This window comes from Mucilaginibacter sp. P5_A4, assembly GCF_056400605.1.
In genome coordinates, this window is sequence record NZ_JBFUKX010000005.1 from 114,225 (window position 1) to 139,171 (window position 24,947).

Here is a 24,947-nt window from a genome sequence, read left to right on the forward strand (position 1 = left end):
ACTAACATAAAAAGAGAATATTTTCGTTGATGTTATAACAACATCCGGGCAAAATATTGGACCAAAGAATATTGTAAATTATTAATAACTTTACTTTAGTTATAAATTAGTAAAAATGAGTTTATTAAGTCAGGTTGAAGCAGCTTTAGATACAATTCGTCCGTATTTAGAGGCTGATGGCGGGAATGTTTCTGTTGAAGAAATCACCTCTGAAGGGGTTGTTAAATTAAAATTGCTTGGCTCATGCGGGTCATGCCCAATGAGCATCATGACCCTTAAAGCAGGTATTGAGGAGGCCATTAAAAAGGCTGTGCCCGAGGTTACCTCAATTGAAGCAATAAACCTTACGGATATTGACGATCCTAACGCGGTACTGCCAGAAAATTTAAGATAGGTGTTAAGAATTGTTAAATACAGGTTATATTTACTGTATTACCGTATTTTTGAGCAACATTTTGAAACCTTTTCCCTTATATTAAAGATAATAAACAGCGGAAAAGAGACAGGTATATGAAATATTTGGTTTTTATATTTTTATTATTTGCATCGGCTGCCACGTTTGCGCAAAGTCACGAGGAACGACCAGTTGTGCAATTTACTGGTATAGTTCATAATGCCGATAGCGCAAAGGTGATTGTTCCTTATGTTACCATCACCAATACGTCGTTCCACAATCAGGTTAATTTAAGCAACTACAAAGGCTATTTTTCTTTTGTTGCGCATGAGCAGGATACCTTGCGCTTTACCTGCGTAGGTTACGGACAAGTCACCGTTGTAATACCGGCTAACCTGCCCGGTAAAAGTTATACCCTGCAGGTAAGCATAAAGCCACAAATTATTAACCTGCCGGCATTCCATGTATTTCCCTGGGCCACTACCGATGAGTTTAAGAAAGATTTTTTAGCTATAAAACTGGCGGATGATGACCTGGAGATAGCCCGCAAAAATATCAGTAAAGCATCACTTAGCGCATTGTTTAATACCCTCCCACGGGATGCGCAGGAAATTCAATCGGCAAATGCGCAAAGCATGCACACCAGCATCCTCAACTCGCATTCATTAACGCCCAACCCCTTGCTAAACCCACTTGCCTGGGGAAGCCTGATCAAACAGATCTCTGACGCGGATAGCAAATAGAGGTGAATGGGCAATTGTGAATAGTGTGTTTGCTAATCTTACTATGTTTATAGTAAACTTGAAGGCGAAGGAAGATCGTGGTTTTTTCCCTCACCATTGCCCACTCCCTACTGACTATCTACCCTTTTTTGCAGCGGGGAACTTCATTTTATAATCAACACTAACTATTCCTTTTGAAATATCGTTCAGCCTTTTCTCAATAAGCCTTTTACGCAGCGGGCTCAGCTTATCCGTAAATAATTTTCCTTCAATATGATCGTATTCGTGCTGAATGATGCGGGCAGCCATGCCTTTAAAGGTTTCCTCGTAATGTTTCCAGTCTTCATCGTAATACGAGATCCTGATTACGGCTTTGCGATAAACATCTTCGCGGATATCCGGGATACTAAGGCAACCCTCGTTAAAACCCCACTCTTCGCCGCTTTCCTCTAAAATAACAGCATTAATGAATACCTTTTTAAAATCTTTCAGTTCCGGCTCTTCATCATCAAAAACAGTTGCATCAACCACAAATAAACGCATAGACATACCCACCTGCGGCGCTGCCAGGCCAACACCGCGGGCGCCGTACATAGTCTCAAACATGTTGTTCACAAGCTCTTTTATATGTGGATATTCGTCCGGCTCAATAGCAGTGGCTTTTTTTCTTAAAACAGGATCTCCGTAGGCGATGATAGGGTACTTCATTTTGCAAAAATACAGGTTTATTGTTTAGGCTCAAACTTCAATGTAATTAAGCCGTTATTGTCAAATATTTCATTACTTATTTCCAGCAGCTGGCCGGCTGTTACCGCATTTATTTTGGCAAAAATCTCCTCTAAGGTTTCAATATGGTTAAAGTCGAGCAGACTTTTGGCCATGGATATGATAAGGCTAAGCCGGTTTTCCTCTGCCAATGCAATCTGGCCAATAAATTTTTGTTTGGCCTGGTGTAATAGCAAGGTGCCCAGTTTTTGCTCGCGCAGTTTTTTTAATTCTTTATGAACAAGCTTTGCGGCTTTATCAGCCTTTTCGGTGTCTGTTCCAAAATAAATAGAAAAAATGCCGGTATCAGTAAAAGGCGTATAGTTCGATTCGATGGTGTAGGCAATGCCGTACTTCTCGCGAATCTCCAGGTTAAGCCGGCTACTCATTCCCATTCCGCCAAGCAGGTTGTTTAACAACAGTAACCCATTTTTGTACTGGTGCGATGAGGCGTAAGCCTGGTTGCCAATAATGCAATGGGTTTGGGATATCGGCTTTTTAACTACAAATATTCCGCTTTTATTAGGCTGCGGCCTTATCCTGTTTTTGGAGGGCTGATGGGATTCAATGCTGCCAAAGTATTTTTCGGCCAACTTAACAACCTTTTTAAAATCATAATTGCCATGCACAGCAAATATCATTTCGGATGTGCTGTAGTTGGCTTTAATGAAAGCGCGCATATCGCCGCTGTTCATCCGGCCAACGGTTTCGGGCGTGCCCAAAATATTTTTGCCGATGGGCTCGTCTTTAAACAGCAGTTCCTCAAAATCATCCTGGATAGCTTCTTCCGGCTGATCAAGGTATGAGGCAATCTCATCAAGAATTACACCGCGCTCCTTTTCCTGCTCATCCTCCGGGAAGGTGGAGTGGAACAGGATATCCTCAAACAGATCTATAGCACGTTCCAGGTGCTGGTTTAACAGGGAAGCATGGATACAGGTATATTCTTTGGTAGTATAGGCGTTTAAATCGGCGCCTACCAATTCCAGCCGGTTTAATATTTGATTAGTGTTGCGCCTTTCGGTTTCTTTAAATAATAAGTGCTCAATAAAATGAGCAAGACCCTCCTGCTGATTGCCTTCATCGCGCGAGCCTGCATTTACAATAAAGCAGCAATGCGTTACGGCAAAGGGCGATGGCTTAAACAAAATGCGGATGCCATTGGGTAAGGTATGGGCCTGGTAGTCGATCATATGGAAATGCAAAGATAGTGTTATATATGTTACAATTATTTTACGCACGATTTGTACGTGATTTTAGTACTTTAGTACACTAAAGTGAAAAGCTTACAACGTTTAAAACCGGATACCCCTTAAAACACATCAATGAAAATTAAAATTGCCGACCTTGAGTTTGAGCCCCTTATTAACGCCGAAATTATTGAAGACCGTGTAAAAACTATTGGATTACAGATAAATGAAGATTTTAAACAAAGCGTTCCGGTATTTGTAGGCGTGCTTAATGGCAGCTTTTTATTCATCGCCGACCTGATAAAACAAATAACCATTCCCTGCGAGATCTCCTTTACCAAGCTGGCCTCCTATTATGGAGGCACCACCAGCAAGCTTAAAATTCGCGACGACATAGACTTAATTTTAGATATAAAAGGCCGCGATGTGCTTATTATTGAGGATATTGTGGACACCGGCAACACTGTGCATTACCTGATAGACAAATTAAAACAACGCGAACCCGCATCCATAAAAGTGTGCTCGCTGTTACTTAAACCAGCCGCCCTGCTTAAAAATATAGATGAACTTAAATATGTAGGCTTCGAAATTGAGAACGAATTTGTGGTAGGCTATGGATTAGATTATAAGGAAATGGGGCGGAATTTAAGGGATATTTATAAAAAGGTAGATTGATAGGATTTCGGAATTGGGATGTTGGATTCCGGATTTATGAAATGAAGTATAGAATTGATTTCTTAGTATTCTGTTGTGTGTTTTTAATACATCCATGTATTGCGCAATCTAATGAAGATGTACGCCTACCAAAACATAATACCCGAACAAAAGTTTACGCTTCAATTAAAAGGTTTATCCCAAAAGACTATATGATTCTTGACCAGGTGGATGGCGATCTAAATCTTGACGGGTTACTGGATAAGGTCATTGTTCTTAGGCAAAAAAGAGAAATAACAGACGAGGAAAAAAGACCCATTTTGTTGTTAATAAAACAAAAAGATCGATCATTTAAAATGGCTGCAGAAAACGATAATATCATATTGTCTGCAGGCGATGGAGGTATACACGGAGATCCTTATCATGGTATCAGCATAAAAAATGGTTTTTTTTCGGTTGAACACTTTGGTGGAAGTGGCTGGCGCTGGAATCAGGTCATAACCTTTAAATACGATAGTAGACTAAATAACTGGTGTTTGTATAAAACAGGAAATGAATATTGGCACTATAGTGATAATAAAAAAGTAAAGGGTGGATACAAAACGCAAAAGGATTTTGGAATAGTTTTATTTGCTGATTACATTAATGAACAAAGAAATGGCGATTAGCTACAAATAAAAACCATTAACCTCCAAAATCAAAAGAATAAATGATTGCTTTACACCCCAACCAATCCAGCCATCTCGTTCAAAAACAGCAATGCCTGGTCAATGCTATGAACACCCTCCACGCTCAGTCGCAGGGTATTTTTAACTTCCTTTAAATTGGTGCGGCGGGGGTTGCCCTGCACAAAGGCCAGCACGTTATGAAACGCCTCTGTTTCAAAATAGGTTGATTGCTGATCGGTGATGAAGTAGCCCCGCAGTACATTCTTCTTTAACGAGATTTTTTCGAAACCGATGGCTTTGCCCATCCATTGCAGGCGCATGGTGTTCAGCAGGTCATGTACCTGTGGCGGTATCGGTCCAAAGCGGTCATGCAATTGCTGTTGAAAGGCAGATAATTCTATCTCTCTTTCCAGTTTGGATAGCTCGGTGTACAGGTTATAGCGTTCGGCAATATTGGTTACATACTCATCCGGGATCAATATCTCCTGGTCGGTATCAATCTGGGTAAAAGAAATATATGGTCTTGGCTTATCATCCGGGAACACGCCTTTAAACTCGTCCTCCTTCAATTCCTGAATAGCTTCGTCCAGTATCTTATGATACATCTCGAATCCGATCTCTGCTATAAAGCCGCTTTGTTCGGCGCCCAAAAGGTTCCCGCTGCCGCGAATATCCAGGTCGCGCATGGCTACATTAAAGCCGCTGCCTAAGTCGCTAAACTCTTCAATCGCACTCAGGCGCTTGCGGGCCTCGCTGGTGAGCGTTGATAATGGCGGGCTCAGCAGGTAGCAATATGCTTTTTTGTTGCTCCTGCCCACTCGGCCGCGCATCTGGTGCAGATCGCTGAGGCCAAACATATGAGCATAGTTGATAATAATGGTATTGGCGTTCGGGATATCCAAACCAGCTTCGATGATGGTTGTAGCCACCAGTACATCGTACTCATGGTTTACAAATTTAAGCATCACATCTTCCAGCGCATCGCCTTCTAATTGTCCGTGAGCTATCCCGATGCGGGCTTTAGGCACCAGTTTACGGATCATCCCCCCTAATTGAGGCAGATCGGCAACCCGGTTATGGATAAAAAAGATTTGCCCGTCGCGCTCAATCTCAAACTCAACAGCTTCTTTTATCAGCTTATCGTTAAATACATGCAGTTCGGTAACAACTGGCTGCCTGTTTGGCGGCGGGGTTGATATGATAGACAGATCGCGGGCTCCCATTAGTGAGAAATGCAGGGTACGCGGTATGGGTGTAGCGGTAAGCGTTAATGTATCTACATTGGCGCGCATTTGTTTCAGCTTTTCTTTTGTTGAAACACCAAACTTTTGCTCCTCGTCAATAATCATTAATCCCAGGTCTTTAAACTTCACATCCTTACTCACCAGGCGATGTGTGCCTATAATGATATCTACCTTGCCATCCTTCAGTTTCTCTAAGGTATCCTTAATCTGCCTGCTGGTTTTAAACCGGTTAATATAATCAATATTGGCCGGGAATCCTTTGAGCCTGTCGGTAAATGTTTTGTAATGCTGGGCCGCCAATATAGTGGTAGGCACAAGTATGGCTACCTGCTTACTATCGGCAACGGCTTTAAACGCGGCACGAATAGCAACCTCGGTTTTACCAAAACCCACATCACCGCAGATGAGCCTATCCATAGGATGCGGCGATTCCATATCCTTTTTAAAATCAGCCGTAGCTTTTTCCTGGTCGGGTGTATCTTCGTAAAGAAACGATGCTTCTAATTCGGTTTGCAGGTAACTATCCGGCGAAAAGGAATTGCCATGTTGGGCTTTGCGCAGGGCGTAAAGCTTAATCAGGTCTCGGGCAATGTCTTTAACTTTTTTTTTTGTGGTTTTCTTGAGGCGCTCCCAGGTATCGGTACCCAGTTTGTTCATTTTGGGAATGGTACCCTCCTTGCCGCTGTATTTTGAAATACGGTTAAGTGAGTTGATGTTTACGTATAGCAGGTCGTTATCAGCATAAATAAGGCGGATCATTTCCTGCTGCTTGCCATTAACCTCCACTTTTTCCAGGCCTGCATATTTGCCTATGCCGTGGTCAATATGAGTTACGTAATCGCCTGGCTTAAGGTCGCGTAGTTCTTTCAGGGTGATAGCCTGTGAGCGCTGGTAACCTTTTTTGAGCTTATATTTATAATAACGATCGAAGATCTGGTGATCGGTATAGCAGGCCAGTTTTTGTTCATGATCAACAAAGCCTTCTCTTATCGAGATACTTATCGGCGTAAACTTTACCGTTTTATCAAGGTCATCCAAAATAGCATATAGTCTTTCTACCTGTCTTGAAGAATCGGTAAGAATAAAGTTTTCTATCTTCTCTGCCTCGTTATTTTTAAAGTTGTGGATAAGCAATGTAAAATCCTTATTAAAGGACGGCTGCGGGCGCAGATCAAAATTGATAGCCGCGCTTGGCTGGTAAAAGAATTGCTTGCCAAACTCAACCACCGGGAAATCATGCAGCTGATCAGCAATCAGTTTTTCGTCGGTAAAACCAAATTTAGGGTCTATCCAGTCCGGGTTTTGCGTTTTTTCATCGGCCGATAATGCTTTCCACAAATTTGTTGCCTTTTTAAAGCCGGTTTGGATAATATCCAACGTAAACTGTACGTCTTTTATCCATACCTGCGTACCGGCATCCACATATTCTAACAGCGAGATATTACTTTCTGTTAAAAATTTTGATTGTACATTGGGCACAATGGTGATGCTTTTTACCTGTTCAACAGATAGCTGGCTCTCAATCTCAAATGTGCGGATAGACTCAATAAAATCGCCGAAGAACTCTACCCTATATGGCAGGTTATGCGAAAAAGAAAAAATATCTACAATACCGCCCCTTACAGAAAACTGGCCTGGTTCGTAAACAAAATCAACCCGGTCAAAATCGTACTCAATTAAAAACTCATTAATAAAGTCGATACTTAGTTTGTTGCCTACGGCAATCTCCAGGGTGTTTTTTTCGAGCGATGCGCGGTCTATTACCTTTTCAGCAAGCGCTTCGGGATAAGTAACAATCAACTGGCCAAATTCAGACGAATGGTTAAGTTCGTTCAATACCTCGGCACGGGCAAGCACATTGCTGCTATCGGGCTGGGTAAATTCAAATGGCTTGCGGTATGATGATGGGAAAAGCAGTACTTCTTTGCCGGTAAGGTTCTCCAGGTCGGCCTGGAAATAACCGGCTTCTTCACGCTCGGGCAGTACAAACACCATATGCTTGTGCTGCAAAAAATACAATGCTACCGCCATGGCCGCATCACTCGATCCGACTAAACCACGAAGCTGTACCCTTGGATTTTTGGAAGCATTAAGCGCGGTGGCCAATGCTTTAATCCTGTCATCAGCTTTATATCTATCTAATATATCACGGATATTCAAAACTGCCGCAAATGTACGCAAAAAAGCCCTTTTAAATAAATCGATGTAATTTGTATAAAATATGCAAACAATATGCAGGCTTAATTACTTTTAAATTATAAATTCAAGTAATATTTTCCGGGAGTTCAACCTAAATTTTCAACTAAAATTAAATCATCATGAAGAATGCAATTGTATGGGGCGTTTTCATTGGCCTATTGAGTATTATCTGGATGTTTGTATCGCACGCCATGGGGGTAACTCCCGATAAAGACACGGTTGCTCCATTTGAATATTTTTCGTTCCTTATCCCCGCTACCGGATTATTAATAGGTATCTGGAGCTATCGCAAAACCGACTGTAAAGGCCAGATGGGGTTTTTAGAAGCATTGGTACAAAGCTTTAAAATATTGATTGCCGGTGGTATAATAACTGTTTTTGGCGGCATATTATATTTCAGCTATGTATCAACAGATAATACTTTGCGTGATTTTTCGGGCCGTATCTTCGGTGCACTGTTAGTTGGCGTATTATTGGCGTTTGCGGTATCTTTACTATTTATGAACAAATCCAACAAGGTTGATTAAACGGCTTTTTTCAAAATACTTTGAACTTTTTTTCTGGATAACGGCGATGTTGTGCCTGGCTTTTACGTCGCCGCAGGCTACATCGCATTTTACATTGTGCCCCTTAAAACTATTGGGCTTAACATGGTGCCCCGGCTGTGGCCTGGGTCACTCTATTATTTATCTGTTCCACGGCCAGGTACTCAACTCCCTTCATGCCCATTGGCTGGGCATACCTGCTGTGCTAATCATATTTTACAGGATCTTTGTTTTGGGGAGGGATCGGTTTGTATCTAGACCGAAATTCCCTATGGCTTAACCATCAAAAATTACAATGCGGCAAGCTGTTTTATCACAAATGGAACGTTTTAGCAGATTTTAAGCAAAAAATAACAGGGAGCAAGAACCCGCAAATACCACATCCAAAATTAAATTAATTTCCCAGGAAGAAAGACACGACGGTTGTGGTGTTAGATTTGTAAAAAAATATAGCATTTGGTGTTAATATTATTACAAAACGCAATAAATTGTTGACAAAGCGAACTATATCAATTACTTTTAAGTCCCCTAATTAATTGGTTATGATCCGTGTACGGTCCAAGAATGTTCTATTGGTTGCTCCTGAAACATTTTCGGTTGAGCTTTCTCCTGATAATAAACAATTCCGGCACATCTCGGTAACAAGTCATATTTTTCCATCCATCCATGAGCAAAAGCCCAACGTGGTGATATTGGATTATGACCACCTTACCCGCGACATAGAAAAAATATTACGGCGGCTGCAATCAAACCCATCATACAGCAACATAAAAATCTGCTGCTACAAAAGCAAGGAACATACCAAAGTGGATAGCCTGTTAAAAGCCCTTGGTGTTGACCATATTTTTTATCCTGAAGATTTCAAAAAAACGGTTAAAGGCAACGGCATCGTTAATGCTTTTGCCAATATTTTCGACGCCTCTGTTCTGGCTTTGCTGGTAAAGCCCTCTAATTAGTAACCTTAATTAAGTCATTTCGCAATCGAATACCATATTTTATATTGTTGCCGTTTTTTTCGACCTTAATTATCCCCCTCCGCTTTTTCCTTAGCTACTTTTTCTTTCTCCTTTTGTGCCTTCTCCTGCACTTTTCTAATAGAATCCTGTTTGGCTTTTGCGGCTTTTTTCTTCTTGTTGAAGAAACCCTTCAGCAGGAAGTTGGATTGTGCCGCCTTCAGGTCTTCATTTAGGGTACCCGTGGTGGCGTGTACGTTTTTCATGGTAGTTTGAGCCTGTTTTACAGTGCTCTCCAGGCTTTTTGACAAATTATCACTGTTCAACAACCTACCGATACTTCCTTTACCACTGTTAATCTTGCCTACAATTTCAGCCAGGCTTGCTGTCATTGTTTCCGCATTATCAGCTACCCTGGTAAGCTTGGTGATTATCCTGTCCACATCTACCGGGTTTATTGAGGTAAGCCTGCCCCCGTCTTGTATTTCCTGGTTGCTGGTTATGCCTCCGGGAGCTAAAACAACAAGCTTATCGCCCATTAAACCATCACTGCCAATGCTCAGTTTAGAGTCGGTTTTTATGAATTTTTTTACCTTTTCATTTAGCGTCAGGTCAACCCTTACCGAACTATCGGTTATGATGTTGATAGATTGTACTACACCAACGTTGATGCCTGCAAAACGCACATTATTGCCCACCTGCAGACCATTCACATTCTTAAATGTTCCATAAACGTTAAATGTGGAATTAAACAACCCTTTTTGGTTGCCTATGAAAAATACCGCCAGTACCAATACCATCAATCCGGTGAAGGTGAACAGGCCGATTTTTATTTTTTGCGATGACGTGGTTTTCATGTGGTTTCGTTAAAAAAAGATCTTACAAGTTCGTTATCCGATTTTTGCAGCACTGCCCAGGTGCCTTCGGCTATATATTCTCCGTTATCCATCACCATAATCCGGTCGGCTGTAATGCGGGCACATTCCAGGTCATGCGTAATAATAATAGATGACGTTTTATATTTCTTTTGCATATGAAGTATCAGCTCGCTGATCTCGCGCGATGTAATGGGATCTAATCCTGTAGTCGGCTCATCATACAGCATAATCTCGGGATGTACTATGAGCGTACGGGCGAGGCCAGCCCTTTTCCGCATTCCCCCCGACAGATCAGACGGCAACTTGTCGATCGAATCAAGCAATCCTACGCTCTCTAATACCTCTTCTACCTTTTTATCTATCTCGGCCTGGTCTTTAAGCTTAAGCACCCTTGTTAGCGGAAATTCGAGGTTCTCCCGCACGGTCATACTGTCATACAGTGCCCCGCCCTGGAACAGGAAACCAATTTTTACACGCAGTTGCTTTAGCTCATCGTCGCTCATGCCGGCAACATCCTCGCCAAAAACATTCAGATCGCCCCCATCCGGTTTTAGCATGCCAACCACGCATTGTATGGTTACCGATTTTCCTTCGCCCGATCTGCCCAGCACCACCACATTCTCGCCCCGCTTCAAATCAAATGTTATATTTTTTAATACCTCTTTGTCGCCGAAGGATTTCTTTAAACCATTGGCATGTATAACCACCTCATCTTTAATGGCTGATGATTTTTTTCTCGCTCCGATATTTTCTTTTTCCATTGCCATCTTATCTGTAAAACAACAAACTGGTGATTTGAACGGCTATAGCATCAATAACAAAGATCCAAAGCGATGCCGTTACCACCGCTGAGTTCGCGGCGATACCCACACTCTCGGTACCCTTATTGGAGTGATAGCCCTTATAACATCCTACAAAACCTATTGCGAAGCCAAAAAACACCGTTTTAACAAGTGCTGGTAAAAAATCGATAAAATCAAGGGCACTAATGCATTTATGAAAATAAAGCGAAAAGCTAATGCTATCTGTAATATTAAGAGCCAGGAAGCCCCCAAAAAGGCCGATAACGTCCCCAATTACCGACAGAAGAGGAACCATTAGCGTTGTGGCTAAGATGCGGGTAACTACAAGATATTGTATCGGATTTGCGCCGGATACCTCCATAGCGTCTATTTGCTCAGAAACTTTCATGCTGCCCAACTCGGCACCTATGCTGGAGGCTATTTTGCCGGCACAGATAATGGCTGTAATTACCGGCCCCATTTCGCGGATAAAGGATACCGCGAGCGTTTTGGGTAACATACTTTCGGCTCCAAGCGCCACAAGAGATGGTCTTAACTGCAGAATTAGCACAAACCCCATGATGAAGGAGGTGATACCTACCAGCATCATGGAGCGGTAGCCAATTTCGTAGCATTGCCTCACAAACTCCGACCATTCAAAGCCGCCGACAAATATATTTCTTAAAAACCTGCCGAAGAAAACGCACTGTTCGCCAATATCCAGCATCCACTTTCGCCACCCGGTAATTACTTGTTCTGCCATGTGTTAGGTTAATAATTTGACAAATACAACAACGATTTATCAAAATGTTTTGCAGTTCAGGAAAATTCACCTTTAGGGGCCGGCTTGCAGGTTTATGACATTGGTACGTCAATGATCAGGTAACGGGAAAGTTCTTCGGTTTCAATTGTAAATGAACTGCTATCATAAACACCCATAGCGTCCCTTTTGTTTAAAATGGTACCATTTAATTTAGCTTTGCCATCCAAAAGAAACACGTATGCACCATTGCCCGGGGTTTTTATAACATAATTAAGTGGCTTCCCGGCTTCAAAAGTACCCATGCTAAAGGTAGCGTCCTGGTGCAGCCAAAGGGTGTTTTCTCCTTTATCCGGTGATACCATAACAGTTAATTCATTTAGTTTAAAGCCGTCTTTAAAGCTTTTTTGATCATATCTTGGCTGTACATTTCTTTCCTTCGGGAAAAGCCAGATCTGGAGCGTTTTAGCGGCATCCGTTGCCGAAGCATTGTATTCTGAATGATAAACTCCGGTACCGGCCGACATTACCTGCACATCACCGGCATTAATCACACCTTTATTGCCCATATTGTCCTGGTGTTCCAATCCCCCTTCCAGCGGAATGGTTACTATTTCCATATTATCATGCGGATGCAAGCCAAAACCTTTACCCCCGGCTATAGTATCATCATTTAAAACCCTTAAAACACCAAAGTGCATTAGTTCGGGATTGTAATACGGCCCAAAGCTGAAAGAAAAGTTTGCTTTTAACCAGCCTATATCATTTTTGCCGCGTTTACTTTCGGCATAAAATATTGTTTTCATTCTTATATCTCTATTTTTATATGTTTAAACACACAATAGCCGTGCCAATGGATTTAAGTAGTTTAATCTCCCGCTAAAGACGCAAAGGCTTAAGTTGTCTATAAAGCCTCACGGCAATTTTTAACCAAAGCTTTATTATTAGCATATTGGATGGTGAAAGCGCAAATTAAATCAACGGTCATTACGCCATCTTTGCGCCTTAGCGTCTTTGCGCGAAACGTTACTCTGCCGAAATTGCATTGATTTAATTATGTGTATTTTTGCAAAAAATTAAGTATCAATGGCAAATAAAGCTATTATTGCAGGTTCAACCGGACTTATTGGCAGTAAATTGCTCCACATTTTGCTGCGCGAACCTTTTTATGATGAAGTTTTAATCCTGGTAAGGAAAAAATTTGATCTTCAGCATAAAAAATTAAGACAGCAGGTGGTCGATTTTGACCAATTGGATAGCTATGCTTATGTTTTAAACGGCCATGCCGTATTCTGCTGTTTAGGCTCTACCAAAGCCAAAACGCCGGATCTGAATATTTATCGTAAGATAGATCATGATTATCCTGTACAGCTGGCACAATTAGCGCAAAAAAACGGCGTTAAGCAATATCATTTGGTATCTGCCATTGGTGCCGATGCAAATGCGTCAAACTTTTATACCAGGATGAAGGGCGAAACAGAAGCCGACGTTACAAACGTTGGTGTACCGGCTACCTATATCTACCAGCCTTCGCTATTAACCGGCGAGAGGCAGGAGAAACGCTTGATGGAAAAAATTGCTGGCGGACTCGCAAAAGTTATTGATCCCTTATTAATTGGCCGCTTAAAAAAATACAGGAGCATACCTGCCGAAACCGTGGCTATGGCCATGTACAAACAATCAACAAAAAACGAGGTGGGTGTATTTGTGTACCCATCTGACATAATAAAACAATTATCGTGAGTACTTATCTATCCGCCGAGAACCTTGGCCATCAATTTCATGACAACTGGTTATTTAAAAATATAACCATAGGCATTAACCGCGGCCGCAGGGTTGCGCTGGTTGGTGTTAACGGCGCCGGCAAATCAACGTTATTAAAACTGTTGGCCGGTTATATTAAACCAACCGAAGGCAAGGTTGTTCAGGCCAGGGATCTTAATATGGGCTACCTGGAGCAGGATCCCGGTTTTAAGGATGCCGTTACCATCAGCGATTATATTTTTCATGCTGATGATGTGCAGCAACAACTGATTCGTAAATACGAGGAGTTGCTGGAAAACGATCCTGATAATGCCAAAGCCATTGAAAAGATAATGGAGGAGATGAGCGAGGTTGATGCCTGGGAATACGAATACAAGATCAAAACCATTTTGGGCCGGTTGGATATCCATCAACTTAATCAGCCTATCAATACATTATCGGGCGGACAAAAGAAGCGTTTGGCATTGGCTAAGCTATTAATTGAAGACCCCGATATTTATATTTTAGATGAACCTACCAACCACCTGGATATTGATACCATTGAGTGGCTGGAGAAATTATTGACCGATGGCTCAAAAACCATATTGATGGTTACACACGACAGGTATTTCCTGGATAACGTTTGTAACGAGATATTGGAGATTGACCGGGGTAAGATAGTGCCCTACAATGGCAGCTATGGTTATTACCTGGAAAAGAAAGCCGAGCGTGATGCCGCGGATGATGCCGCATTTCAAAAAAACAGCAACCTGCTGCGTAAGGAGCTGGAATGGATGCGCCGCCAGCCACAAGCCCGCGGAACCAAGTCAAAAGCACGTATTGACGCTTATTATGACCTGGAAGATAAAACCAAGAGTGGTGGTATCCGTGAAAAAGTTGAACTAAGCGTTAAAACAGCGCGCCAGGGAAACAAGATCATGGAGATGGAACATCTTTATAAAGGTTTTAATGGAAACACCTATATAGATAACTTCAGCTATATATTTAAAAAAGGAGATCGCATTGGTTTAGCCGGAAAGAATGGTACCGGCAAATCAACGCTGTTAAATTTGATAACAGGCGCTTTGCAACCCGACAAAGGAACTATTGTAAAAGGGGAAACTACTGTGATTGGTTATTTCCATCAATCGGGTATTGTTTTTAAAGATGATGAGCGGGTAATAGATATTGTAAAAAACGTTGCTGAGTTTATTACCATGGCCGATGGCAAAATGATCTCGGCATCTGCCCTGCTAACTTTATTCCTGTTTCCGCCTGCTAAGCAATATGGTTTTATATCAAAACTGAGCGGTGGCGAAAAGAAGCGGTTACAGCTGATGAGCATCCTGATGAAGAACCCCAACTTCCTGATCCTGGATGAGCCAACCAATGATTTGGATATTGACACACTAAACGTTTTAGAGGAGTTTTTAACCAACTATTCGGGTATATTGATGATGGTATCGCACGATAGGTATTTACTGGATAAGTTAACCGACCAGCTATTTATTATGGAAGGACAAGGCCAGGTACGCATCTACAATGGCAACTACTCGTCATACAGGCTTGAACAGGAAGAAGCCAAACAGCAGACCAAAAAAGGCGGGGTTACAGCCACCCCTACCCCTGCACCCGCTGTTAAAAAAAGCAAGCTAAGCTTTAAAGAAGCAAAAGAGCTGGAGACAACAGAAGCTGAAATTACAGCTATAGAAAACCAGATAAAAGATAAAACAGAGCAGTTAAACAAGGTAGGCATTGAGCTTGCAAAGCTTAACGAAATAATGGCGCAGATAGCTGAATTAAACAAAAAGCTTGATGATAAAAGCGCCCGATGGATTGAACTAACCGAATTAAAAGAAGCATAAATTGAAGGTATCGGATATCATAGCATCAGTTGGTGTTATCATTTTACTGGTAGCATTTGTGCTTAATTTATTGAATAAACTATCAGCAGAAAGCAAGGCCTATAAACTGTTGAATTTTATTGGTGCAGGCACTTGCTGCTATGCATCATATATGGTGAGTTTTTACCCTTTTGTGGTATTAGAGGGCGTTTGGGGTACTGTAGCGCTGGTGTCATTATTAAAGGTTCCACGTGGAACATGAGTATAAATAGATAGCTTTGTAACTATAAAATGTAGATTAATCTATAAAAATCGACTTTTACCAGGGAATAATTACAGGTTTATTTACAATTATAAAATACGGCAATTAAGCCCGCTCCCGTAATGTTCCACGTGGAACATGGAAGTAAATTAGGTACTGTTATTGGTCAAAACTTCGGCCGATATCAACAGAAATAGAGAAGGATTTTGATTGTTCCACGAGGAACATGGAGGTATAAAATGTTTAAGAAATATAACGTTATTGTGGTTGGTGCCGGGCATGCGGGCTGTGAAGCTGCTGCTGCTGCCGCCAACCTGGGATCATCTGTTTTGCTCATTACCATGAACATGGGCGTGATTGCACAGATGAGTTGTAACCCCGCCATGGGCGGTGTTGCCAAGGGACAGATAGTGCGGGAGATTGATGCACTGGGCGGATATTCGGGAATTGTAACGGATAAAACATCCATCCAATTCAGGATGCTGAACCAGTCAAAAGGTCCGGCTATGTGGAGCCCGAGAGCACAAAGCGACCGCATGCGCTTTGCCGAAGAATGGCGTTTAGCACTGGAGAGAACTGCCAATGTCGACTTCTGGCAGGATACTGTTTCATCCCTTTTAATTAAGGGAAATACCATTGCCGGCGTGCGCACATCATTGGGTGTAGAGATAGAAGCCGATGCCGTGGTGCTTACAAACGGCACCTTTTTAAATGGTATCATCCACATAGGCGAAAAGAAATTTGGCGGTGGCCGCGCGGGTGAAAAATCAGCTACCGGCTTAACTGAACAGTTATCAGAGTTGGGTTTTGAGGCCGGCCGTATGAAGACCGGAACACCTCCCCGTATTGACGGACGGAGCCTTAATTATTCCCTGATGGAAGAGCAATGGGGCGATGAAGACCGGGGCAGATTCTCCTTTACCGATGTAGACATGATCAAAGAACAACGCTGTTGCTGGATCACCTACACCAATACAAACGTGCACGAAACGTTGAAAGAAGGTTTCGAAAAATCTCCAATGTTTACCGGCCGAATTAAAGGATTGGGTCCACGTTATTGTCCTTCCATTGAAGACAAGATTAACCGCTTTGCGGAGCGCGACCGTCACCAGATTTTCGTGGAACCGGAAGGTTTAAACACAGTAGAGATTTATGTAAATGGTTTCTCCACCTCCCTGCCCGAGGATGTACAATACAAAGCCCTTATCCAGATTCCCGGATTTGAGAAAGCTAAAATGTTTCGCCCGGGCTATGCCATCGAGTATGATTACTTCCCGCCTACTCAATTGGGTTTAACCTTAGAAACAAAACTGATCAGTAACCTTTACTTTGCCGGGCAGATTAATGGTACTACCGGATATGAAGAAGCGGCATCCCAGGGCTTCATAGCAGGTATCAACGCGCACCAAAAAATTAATGATAAACATGAGCTGATCCTGAAAAGATCGGAATCATACATCGGCGTTTTAATTGACGACCTGGTAACCAAAGGCACCGAAGAGCCTTACCGTATGTTCACCTCAAGGGCTGAGCATCGCCTGTTGCTGCGCCAGGATAATGCAGATATCCGCCTGTCGCCAATGGGCCATGAATTAGGATTGATCAGTGATGAGCGTTTAGATAAGGTAAACCAAAAGGTTAAAAACTCCGACGATATTGTATCCTATACCAGGACGAAATCTATCGATCCATCAACAGTAAATACCTTACTTGATGAATTGGGTACCTCTGCCATATCGCAGGGCGCCAAACTTTTTAATTTGTTGAGCCGCCCGCAGGTTGGTTTTAATGACCTGAAAAAAGCGGATAGCGGACTGGAAGAATTATTATCGGCCTATGACAAAGAAACAATTGAACAGGCTGAAATAAAAATTAAATATGAGAGTTACTTTATAAAAGAAATGGAGATTGTAGACCGGATGAAAAAAATGGAAGACCGGGAAATCAATCCAAATTTTGATTATCATACTTTAGTTTCATTATCAAAAGAAGCCCGCGAAAAACTGATGAAGATAAAACCACGCACTTTGGGCCAGGCTTCGCGAATTTCGGGTGTATCACCCTCAGATATTTCGGTTTTGATGGTTCATGTGTCAAGATAAAACGTAAAGTATTGATAATTAAATAATTATAAAATATCTTTTTAAATCAATTATTTCAGATTTTTAATAGTGGAGTTCATAAAAATATAAAAATCGCTTATATCGCCTAAAAACTATGTTAAATCAAAAACCGGCCAATTTTTACAATTTTCTCCTCTATATTTTTGTTGTTTTGCTGATTTCTGGCTGCGCTGCGCAACAACAGCCCCAGGGAGGCCCCCGCGACGTAACCCCGCCGATTTTAGCGAAGGCGATACCGGCCAATAAAACACGAAACTTTGCTGCCAAACAAATTGACCTTGAATTTGACGAGTTTATAAAACTAACCAACCAGTACCAGGAAATTACCATGAGCCCCACCATGGAAAAACCCCCTGAGTACTCATCCAACAAAAAGAAGCTTAAGATAACTTTTAAAGATACACTTCTTAAAAACACAACTTACGTTATCAACTTCGGAAAATCCATCCAGGATGTAAACGAAAGTAACGTGATGAAAAATTTCACCTACGTTTTTTCTACAGGTCCGCATATCGACTCGTTGAGTATCTCCGGATCTGTTACCAACACCGTTACCCAGGAAAAAGAAAAAGATGTCACTGTTATGCTTTTCCCGTTAAAACAGGATACGCTGTTTGGCAAAAAGAAACCTACCATTTTTACAACTACAGATTCTTCGGGTAATTTTAGTCTTAATAATTTACATGAAAATCAGTACCGCATCTATGCCTTGAAAGAGGCCAGTCCGGATAAGATTTTTAATAACGATAATGAACTGGTAGCTTTTCTTAAAAAACCCATCAACCTTAAATCAGATACGCAAAATATCAAGTTAAACCTATTTAAACAATTCCCCGAAAAATTCAGGTTTGCCGAAAAGCGTTTTGATGTAGATGGAAAAATGCTGTTTGTTTTTAACAAAGCGTTATTAAAGCCATCCTTAAAAGTTATTTACCCGGCCGATATCAATAATCAGAAATATGTTGAATTTAGCAAGACAAAAGATACAGCATCAGTATTTGTAAAATATATGAACTTCGATTCGATAAGGGTAGCTGTTTATGATAATAACAAGCCAGTTGATACCACCTACCTTTTAAAAAGCAAAAAAGAAGTTTTTATCAGGGTATTTAACTTCAAATACAATATATCAAACGACAAGCTAAAACCGGGAAACGACCTGGTAATAACAAGCAACCTGCCTATAGAAACAATAAACAATGCCCAGATTACGCTTAAAGAAGATTCTATCGCATTGGCAACGTCCGACTATACCTTACAAAAAGATACGGGGAATAGTAAACGCATTACCCTTAACTATAGATGGCGGCAAAACGCCAAATATGAGCTGATATTTAACGAAGCGGCATTTACAGACATATATGGCACTAAAAACAAATATGCCGCAAAGAAATTTCAACCGGATAAACCCGAAAACTACAGCACCCTTACCGTTAAGGTTACTGTGCCCGATACATCAAAAGCCTACGTGGTTGAGCTGCTGAACGAACAAAAAGTGATACAGCAAAGCGACCCAATCACCAAAAGCAGAACTATAGTTTATAGAAACTATTTTACCGGAAAATACATGATACGCGTTGTTTATGATGAAAACCGGAATGGCAAATGGGACAGCGGAAATGTACATTTAAAAAAACAACCGGAAAACATCTGGTTTAATGAAAAGGAGATCACCTTAAGACCCAACTGGGAAGCCGAGGAGCCTATTACAGTACCCAAGGAACCTGCTACTCCTTAAACCAACCTGAGTACATGATGTAGTTTTTTGGAAGCTGCTTAAGCATCGCCATCTGTTCGTCTGTTAACGGCTTAATTTTTTTTGCTGGCACGCCTGCATATAAAAATCCGCTTTCGCAAACAGTATTTTCTAATACGACAGCACCGGCAGCTATAATCACAAATTCATTTACTACGGCATTATCCATAACAATGGCACCCATACCTACCAGCGTATTATCGTGCAAAGTACACCCATGTACAAGCGCGTTATGCCCTATGGATACATTATTACCAATATTAGTGGGTGCTTTTAAATAAGTAGCATGTATCACTGCCCCATCCTGGATATTTGTGTTATCCCCTATTTTAATATAATGCACATCGCCCCGGATAACCGCGTTGAACCATACAGAGCAATTTTTGCCCATAACAACGTCGCCAACAATAGTAGCATTATCGGCAATAAAACAATCTTCTCCCCAAATCGGGCTTTTATCTTTAACTGGTAGTATAAGTGGCATGTTAATTATTGAATTAATGAGTTATTGAATTATTGATTGCTATACTTTTTCTTTATGTTTGAAAGCAAATTTAAGCGGAAATAGCTCAGCTGGTAGAGCATCAGTTTCCCAAACTGAAGGCCGCGGGTTCGAATCCCGTTTTCCGCTCGTAATCACTCATCTTTTTCCTCACCGTCATTGCTTCGTCGTACCTCCTCGCAATGACGGGAGGGTAAAGAAATACTATATTATTAAAATACCGTATCTTCCACCTCCTCTGCATGCACCGGGTAATCCGTAGTATAATGCAATCCCCTGCTCTCTTTACGCAGCATAGCCGATTTTACTACGATGAATGATACCTGGATCAAATTACGCAGCTCGCAAAGTTTTACGGATAGCTTGGTTTTTTTGTAGAAAGACTCTGTTTCTTCATACAACAGGCCCAACCTGCGCATGGCCCTTTCCAGCCTGAAATCAGACCGTACAATACCCACGTAGTCATTCATCAGCTTCTGCATCTCGCGTACGTTGTGTGTAACCAGGATATCCTCGTTTGATAGTTGTACACCATGCTCATCCCAATCAGGTATATTACCAGGTATAACAAAATCATTAAATTTACTGATAGCATCCTCATAAATCCTGTGTGCAAAAACCAAAGCTTCTAATAATGAATTGGAAGCCAGCCTATTAGCACCATGCAAACCGGTTGATGAGCACTCACCACAAGCATATAACCTTAATATGGACGACTGGCCAACATGATCAACCATTACACCACCACACATATAATGGCAGGCTGGTGCCACAGGGATCATATCCTTGGTCATATCAATACCAATCTCCAGGCATTTGGCATATATATTAGGGAAATGATTTAAAATATCCTTTTTACTCCGGTGCCTGATATCCAGGTAGACAAAATCCTCCCCCGATTTTTTAATCTCGGCATCAATAGCCCTTGCTGTTATATCCCTTGGCGCCAATGATTTACGCGGATCATACTCCTGCATAAACTCTTCTCCATTGGTACGTTTTAATATTCCTCCGAAACCACGCACAGCTTCAGATATCAGGAACGAAGGATATTCCCCCGGATTATACAAAGCGGTAGGATGAAACTGTATAAATTCCATATTACGCACCTTACCTTTTGCCCTGTACACCATGGCAATACCATCGCCGGTAGCAATAGTTGGGTTGGTAGTAATTGAATAGATATGCCCGGCGCCGCCTGATGCCATTACAGTAACCTTAGACAATATTTTTTCAACAACATTACTTTCGGTGTTAAAAGCATAGATACCATAACAGGTAATATCCGTACTCGATTTACCCACCAACTCACCTAAATGATGCTGGGTGATCAGGTCGACAGCAAAATAATGTGTTAAGATCTCGATGTTAGGATTCTTGTGGATCTCTTCCAGTAACGAACGTTCAATCTCCAGTCCGGTTACATCCTTATAATGTAATACCCTGAATTCGGAGTGGCCACCTTCTTTTGCCAGGTCATAAAACCCTTCGTTTGTTTTATCAAAATTGGTTCCGTAATCAATAATCTCGTTAATTCTTTCCGGGCCTTCTTTTACAACTGCTTCCACAACTTCCCGGTCGCAAAGGCCATCACCGCTAATTAAAGTGTCTTCTATGTGTTTTTCAAAAGAATCTTCCTTTTTATCCACAACTACCGCAACACCACCCTGGGCATACTTAGTGTTGGATTCATCTTCGTTTGATTTGGTAACTATCAGAACCTTACCATGTTTTGCAGCCTTAAGTGCAAAACTTAGTCCGGCTATGCCTGATCCTACGATCAGGAAATCAACAGTTCGGGTCATATTTTAAGTATAAGTTGTGTAAATGTACACGATATGTTAATAACACGTATAAAGATGTTAATTTGATGTAAAGAAATAGCTAACAAATACTGAAACCGTGGATAACCTCAAATTTTGTTGCAGAAATGAATAATTTTTGAGCGACTTTTGCATAGTTTAAACACTAAAGCTAACATTTTCTACATTAACAAAATATTAACATATAACTTTTAAAAGTAAAATTTGATTCTAATAGTATTCACAAAATCAAACTGATACAAAATAAAAAAGTGTGGAAAAGTGTTAATAAAAAGTTAAAAATAACTTTTACCAGAAAATGTATAGCGACTTTTGCACATAACTAACACCTTAACAAGTAATAGTTTTATTTATATAAAAATATAGTTGTTATTAATTGATTTGTTGAAATGGATATCTTCGAAGAAATAAATGTGACAGGATTTGTGGACGAATACATCGACCCCACGCTTGATCTGTTTGATGAAATTGAAAAACTTAAAAAGGAAAAAAATGCAGTCATACTGGCTCATTACTACCAGGATCCGGATATTCAGGATATTGCAGATTATATTGGCGACAGCCTTGGGCTATCTCAGCAGGCTGCAAAAACTGATGCCGAAATTATTGTTTTTGCCGGTGTACATTTCATGGCCGAAACTGCCAAGATATTATCACCAAACAAAAAAGTTTTATTACCAGACTTAAAAGCAGGATGCTCATTAGCAGATAGTTGCCCACCGCATTTGTTTAAAAAGTTTAAAGAAAACTATCCCGATCACCTGGTGATCACCTACGTAAACTGTACAGCCGAGTTGAAAGCCTTAAGCGATATTGTTTGCACATCGAGCAACGCGGTACAGATAGTTGAAAGCCTGCCAAAGGATCAAAAGATAATATTTGGGCCGGATAAGAACCTTGGGGCATGGGTGGCCAAAAAAACAGGCCGCGACCTGGTATTGTGGAATGGTGCCTGTATGGTGCACGAGATTTTCAGCCGTGAAAAGATAACCAAACTGAAGGAAAGGTACCCGAACGCTAAACTGCTGGCCCACCCCGAATGTGAGGAAGTGATACTGCAGATGGCCGATTATATTGGCTCAACAACCGGGATATTGAAATATGCAGGCAATCACCCGGATAAGGAATTTATTGTAGCTACAGAGGCAGGTATTTTACACCAGATGCAAAAGGAAAACCCGGATAAAACATTTATTCCGGCGCCACCAAACAACAGCTGTGCCTGTAACGATTGTCCGCATATGAAGCGCAACACACTGGAGAAATTATACCTGTGTTTAAAAAATGAAATGCCCGAGATTACTGTACCGGCTGATATTATTGAAAAAGCCGTAAAGCCTATTGAAAGGATGCTGGAGATATCGGCAAAATTAGGGTTGTGATTACACTGATTTTGGAATGATTTCACCGATTTTACTTTGGTGATTTTAGTGAAATCATTAAAGCAAGTGCTAAAAACTCAAAAAATTTCCCGCCTTCGGCGGTAGGCATCAAAGCGTTTTTTGCGACGGCGCGAAATTTTTTGCTGGATAAAGAGTTAAGAAGCTTTAAAAACTTCATAACCCTTTATAAATAAAATTGATGAAATAATTTTTTTATCTGCGGATTACCTAAAGATTATCCTTTTTCGTTTCTACAGCATCCTGAACGGTTTGCGGCAAACTGGATAGTAAATTATAACCCGTAGCCTTTTCAATATCCCTTACTGTTACCCTATATTGTTTCCAATCGGCATTAATAGTGTTAATGTTTGGTGTATTTACGGCGATAACCCTGGTTGTTGCAGAGATTCTGCTTAGGTCGCCATCTCCAACAGGTACAATTACAGCAACTTTCCATACATTGGCAGGTACGGTAACATGGCCGCTGGTAATGGTAGTGGCTGACCCGGCCGAACCGGTACCGCCTGAGCCATAGCTACCCATCACAATATAAACTTCGTTACCGGCAATAACCTGTTCGCGTAAATAATTTTCGAGGTTGGCCCAGGTTTGCTGATTATTTTGGGGAGCCTGCGGGATCATGTTTGTCATGAGGAAGGTGGCCGAATTGGCATTAACCGAGCTTGTTCTGTCGGCAGATGGACAGTTGTGACCCCTATCGAAACCGGACCCCGAATAACTGTTACTTTCTACTTCAAAAAATCCTGTAGGCAAACCATTAAAACCGGCGAAATTATCAAGGCGACCGGTTGCGTTGGTGATATTTGTAGCATCTAAATGCCAGCTTACCCAGTTTGGTGTACCACGGGTACTGCTATATGATTCTTCGTAATATTTTTGATCTATCAAATAATTGTTGTTCATGGCTATGGTAGGCTGAGCATCAGATGGGTTGCCTAATAAAATATTGCTGTTATCGCCTGCTGCTGGTTGGGCATCTGCACCGGCGGTTATACCCCTGTCGGGAGCGGCAGTTCCGGTATTACCGGTGGTATCAGCATGTGTAGTATCCGGTGCGCCAACAACAATTCCGGGATCGCCCAGGCCTTTGAAGGTGATGTCGTCAATATTGATGCGGGTAGTGCTGGTATTTTTAATCTGGAAACGAACTTTTGATGTACTGGTTATTTTAAAAGAATCGGTTACCAGTGTGGTATTGTTCTCTGTGATATCGTTTCCCAATTGGGTAAAAGTAGTACCGCTATCCGTCGACATGAATAACTGCCAGGTAGAGGCTGGGTCGGCACCGTACTTAGCATGTTTAATGCTGATTTGCGTAACGCCTTTGATGTCAAACTTCATGGTGATATCGCCGTTTTTTAAGCGTACAGCTTTGCTGCCATCTTTAACATCAGCTGCCAGGTTACCTATAAGCGCGTTGTTAAAACTCCACAACCCGGTATTTAGCTGAACATTTGCTACAGCATAAGCGGCTTTGGTTCCGGTTTCAAAATCTTCTGTAATGGAGTAGGGTATGGCAGCGGGAGGCTGCTCAACAACCGGTGGATTTTGCAAATCTTTTTTACAACCTGCAACAACAAGCACCAGTGTTACATAGATAAATATTTTTCTGAATTTCATATAATAGTTTTTATGAAAGCAAAAGTCTGCTGTTTACATTAACTAAATATTAATAAATTATAGTAAAGGGATATCAAGGGCTTATCTATCAAAATTATTACATCATATCATAGGCAG

Annotated in this window: 24 protein-coding genes and 1 tRNA gene; 14 read left to right on the forward strand and 11 right to left on the reverse strand. The window is 41.4% G+C overall.

The window, feature by feature from the left end; all coding sequences use genetic code 11:
• The first annotated feature begins 115 nt into the window (after positions 1-115).
• The gene (locus tag AC1DQW_RS05345; RefSeq protein ID WP_477406865.1) at positions 116-394 is read left to right on the forward strand and encodes a NifU family protein; all 279 of its coding nucleotides are present in this window, start codon (positions 116-118) and stop codon (positions 392-394) included.
• 116 nt (positions 395-510) lie between these two features.
• Positions 511-1,137, forward strand: coding sequence for a hypothetical protein (locus AC1DQW_RS05350; RefSeq protein ID WP_477406867.1), 627 nt, complete (start codon positions 511-513; stop codon positions 1,135-1,137).
• A gap of 114 nt (positions 1,138-1,251) precedes the next feature.
• Here the strand turns inward: AC1DQW_RS05350 and def are convergent, their stop codons facing one another.
• Together def and AC1DQW_RS05360 are read right to left on the reverse strand one after the other, a co-directional pair.
• A complete protein-coding gene (gene def / locus AC1DQW_RS05355) occupies positions 1,252-1,824 on the reverse strand; it encodes a peptide deformylase (RefSeq protein ID WP_477453160.1) in 573 nt (190 codons plus the stop codon).
• Between the two features lie 17 nt (positions 1,825-1,841).
• Entirely contained in the window at positions 1,842-3,071 is a 1,230-nt protein-coding gene (locus AC1DQW_RS05360; RefSeq protein WP_477453209.1) for a M16 family metallopeptidase, read from the reverse strand.
• Positions 3,072-3,206: 135 nt separating this feature from the next.
• Here AC1DQW_RS05360 and hpt point away from each other — a divergent pair, with 135 nt between their 5' ends.
• Both hpt and AC1DQW_RS05370 read left to right on the forward strand, forming a co-directional pair.
• Positions 3,207-3,746 (forward strand): hypoxanthine phosphoribosyltransferase, encoded by a 540-nt coding sequence (hpt, locus tag AC1DQW_RS05365; protein WP_477453161.1) that lies wholly within the window; start codon positions 3,207-3,209, stop codon positions 3,744-3,746.
• A gap of 41 nt (positions 3,747-3,787) precedes the next feature.
• Positions 3,788-4,393 carry a hypothetical protein gene (locus tag AC1DQW_RS05370; RefSeq protein ID WP_477453162.1) on the forward strand — a complete coding sequence of 202 codons (606 nt, stop codon included), beginning with the start codon at positions 3,788-3,790 and terminating at the stop codon, positions 4,391-4,393.
• 50 nt (positions 4,394-4,443) lie between these two features.
• On the opposite strand, the gene mfd is transcribed toward AC1DQW_RS05370, so the two are convergent.
• Entirely contained in the window at positions 4,444-7,797 is a 3,354-nt protein-coding gene (gene mfd / locus AC1DQW_RS05375; RefSeq protein ID WP_477453210.1) for a transcription-repair coupling factor, read from the reverse strand.
• 158 nt (positions 7,798-7,955) lie between these two features.
• Here mfd and AC1DQW_RS05380 point away from each other — a divergent pair, with 158 nt between their 5' ends.
• From AC1DQW_RS05380 to AC1DQW_RS05390, 3 genes are all read left to right on the forward strand, one after another.
• Positions 7,956-8,363 (forward strand): DUF4199 domain-containing protein, encoded by a 408-nt coding sequence (locus AC1DQW_RS05380; protein WP_477405587.1) that lies wholly within the window; start codon positions 7,956-7,958, stop codon positions 8,361-8,363.
• A gap of 46 nt (positions 8,364-8,409) precedes the next feature.
• Positions 8,410-8,661, forward strand: coding sequence for a DUF2752 domain-containing protein (locus tag AC1DQW_RS05385; RefSeq protein ID WP_477453211.1), 252 nt, complete (start codon positions 8,410-8,412; stop codon positions 8,659-8,661).
• Positions 8,662-8,923: 262 nt separating this feature from the next.
• Positions 8,924-9,337: a hypothetical protein gene (locus AC1DQW_RS05390; RefSeq protein ID WP_477405591.1), complete on the forward strand. Its 414-nt coding sequence runs from the start codon at positions 8,924-8,926 to the stop codon at positions 9,335-9,337.
• Between the two features lie 65 nt (positions 9,338-9,402).
• Here AC1DQW_RS05390 and AC1DQW_RS05395 read toward each other — a convergent pair whose 3' ends face one another.
• The 4 genes from AC1DQW_RS05395 to AC1DQW_RS05410 all read right to left on the reverse strand — a co-directional run bounded on the left by AC1DQW_RS05395 (position 9,403) and on the right by AC1DQW_RS05410 (position 12,560).
• Positions 9,403-10,191, reverse strand: coding sequence for an MlaD family protein (locus AC1DQW_RS05395; protein WP_477453163.1), 789 nt, complete (start codon positions 10,189-10,191; stop codon positions 9,403-9,405).
• Positions 10,188-10,973, reverse strand: a complete 786-nt coding sequence (locus AC1DQW_RS05400) for an ABC transporter ATP-binding protein (RefSeq protein ID WP_477453164.1) — start codon at positions 10,971-10,973, stop codon at positions 10,188-10,190. Before AC1DQW_RS05400 ends, AC1DQW_RS05395 begins: the two co-directional genes overlap by 4 nt.
• A gap of 7 nt (positions 10,974-10,980) precedes the next feature.
• On the reverse strand, positions 10,981-11,757 hold the full coding sequence (locus AC1DQW_RS05405; protein ID WP_477453165.1) for an MlaE family ABC transporter permease: 777 nt from the start codon (positions 11,755-11,757) through the stop codon (positions 10,981-10,983).
• A gap of 92 nt (positions 11,758-11,849) precedes the next feature.
• On the reverse strand, positions 11,850-12,560 hold the full coding sequence (locus AC1DQW_RS05410; protein ID WP_477453166.1) for a pirin family protein: 711 nt from the start codon (positions 12,558-12,560) through the stop codon (positions 11,850-11,852).
• Positions 12,561-12,840: 280 nt separating this feature from the next.
• Here AC1DQW_RS05410 and AC1DQW_RS05415 point away from each other — a divergent pair, with 280 nt between their 5' ends.
• The 5 genes from AC1DQW_RS05415 to AC1DQW_RS05435 all read left to right on the forward strand — a co-directional run bounded on the left by AC1DQW_RS05415 (position 12,841) and on the right by AC1DQW_RS05435 (position 19,464).
• Entirely contained in the window at positions 12,841-13,497 is a 657-nt protein-coding gene (locus tag AC1DQW_RS05415) for an NAD(P)H-binding protein (protein ID WP_477453167.1), read from the forward strand.
• The gene (locus AC1DQW_RS05420; RefSeq protein ID WP_477453168.1) at positions 13,494-15,362 is read left to right on the forward strand and encodes an ABC-F family ATP-binding cassette domain-containing protein; all 1,869 of its coding nucleotides are present in this window, start codon (positions 13,494-13,496) and stop codon (positions 15,360-15,362) included. Before AC1DQW_RS05415 ends, AC1DQW_RS05420 begins: the two co-directional genes overlap by 4 nt.
• 1 nt (position 15,363) lies before the next feature.
• Positions 15,364-15,603, forward strand: a complete 240-nt coding sequence (locus tag AC1DQW_RS05425; RefSeq protein ID WP_477453169.1) for a CBU_0592 family membrane protein — start codon at positions 15,364-15,366, stop codon at positions 15,601-15,603.
• Positions 15,604-15,842: 239 nt separating this feature from the next.
• Positions 15,843-17,705, forward strand: coding sequence for a tRNA uridine-5-carboxymethylaminomethyl(34) synthesis enzyme MnmG (mnmG, locus tag AC1DQW_RS05430; RefSeq protein ID WP_477453170.1), 1,863 nt, complete (start codon positions 15,843-15,845; stop codon positions 17,703-17,705).
• Between the two features lie 115 nt (positions 17,706-17,820).
• On the forward strand, positions 17,821-19,464 hold the full coding sequence (locus AC1DQW_RS05435) for an Ig-like domain-containing domain (protein ID WP_477453171.1): 1,644 nt from the start codon (positions 17,821-17,823) through the stop codon (positions 19,462-19,464).
• On the opposite strand, the gene AC1DQW_RS05440 is transcribed toward AC1DQW_RS05435, so the two are convergent.
• Positions 19,454-19,966: a gamma carbonic anhydrase family protein gene (locus AC1DQW_RS05440; protein WP_477453172.1), complete on the reverse strand. Its 513-nt coding sequence runs from the start codon at positions 19,964-19,966 to the stop codon at positions 19,454-19,456. The two genes, AC1DQW_RS05435 and AC1DQW_RS05440, sit on opposite strands and share 11 nt — an antisense overlap.
• Before the next feature lie 74 nt (positions 19,967-20,040).
• Between AC1DQW_RS05440 and AC1DQW_RS05445 the strand changes: the two genes are divergently transcribed.
• Positions 20,041-20,113: transfer RNA gene (locus AC1DQW_RS05445), tRNA-Gly, on the forward strand.
• A gap of 83 nt (positions 20,114-20,196) precedes the next feature.
• On the opposite strand, the gene nadB is transcribed toward AC1DQW_RS05445, so the two are convergent.
• On the reverse strand, positions 20,197-21,789 hold the full coding sequence (gene nadB / locus AC1DQW_RS05450) for an L-aspartate oxidase (RefSeq protein ID WP_477453173.1): 1,593 nt from the start codon (positions 21,787-21,789) through the stop codon (positions 20,197-20,199).
• A 407-nt stretch (positions 21,790-22,196) separates the two neighbouring features.
• On the opposite strand from nadB, the gene nadA reads away from it, so the two are divergent.
• On the forward strand, positions 22,197-23,189 hold the full coding sequence (gene nadA / locus AC1DQW_RS05455) for a quinolinate synthase NadA (RefSeq protein WP_477453174.1): 993 nt from the start codon (positions 22,197-22,199) through the stop codon (positions 23,187-23,189).
• A gap of 31 nt (positions 23,190-23,220) precedes the next feature.
• On the opposite strand, the gene AC1DQW_RS05460 is transcribed toward nadA, so the two are convergent.
• Positions 23,221-23,367, reverse strand: coding sequence for a hypothetical protein (locus AC1DQW_RS05460; protein WP_477453175.1), 147 nt, complete (start codon positions 23,365-23,367; stop codon positions 23,221-23,223).
• Positions 23,368-23,417: 50 nt separating this feature from the next.
• Positions 23,418-24,830: a DNA/RNA non-specific endonuclease gene (locus AC1DQW_RS05465; RefSeq protein WP_477453176.1), complete on the reverse strand. Its 1,413-nt coding sequence runs from the start codon at positions 24,828-24,830 to the stop codon at positions 23,418-23,420.
• Positions 24,831-24,947: the final 117 nt, after the last annotated feature.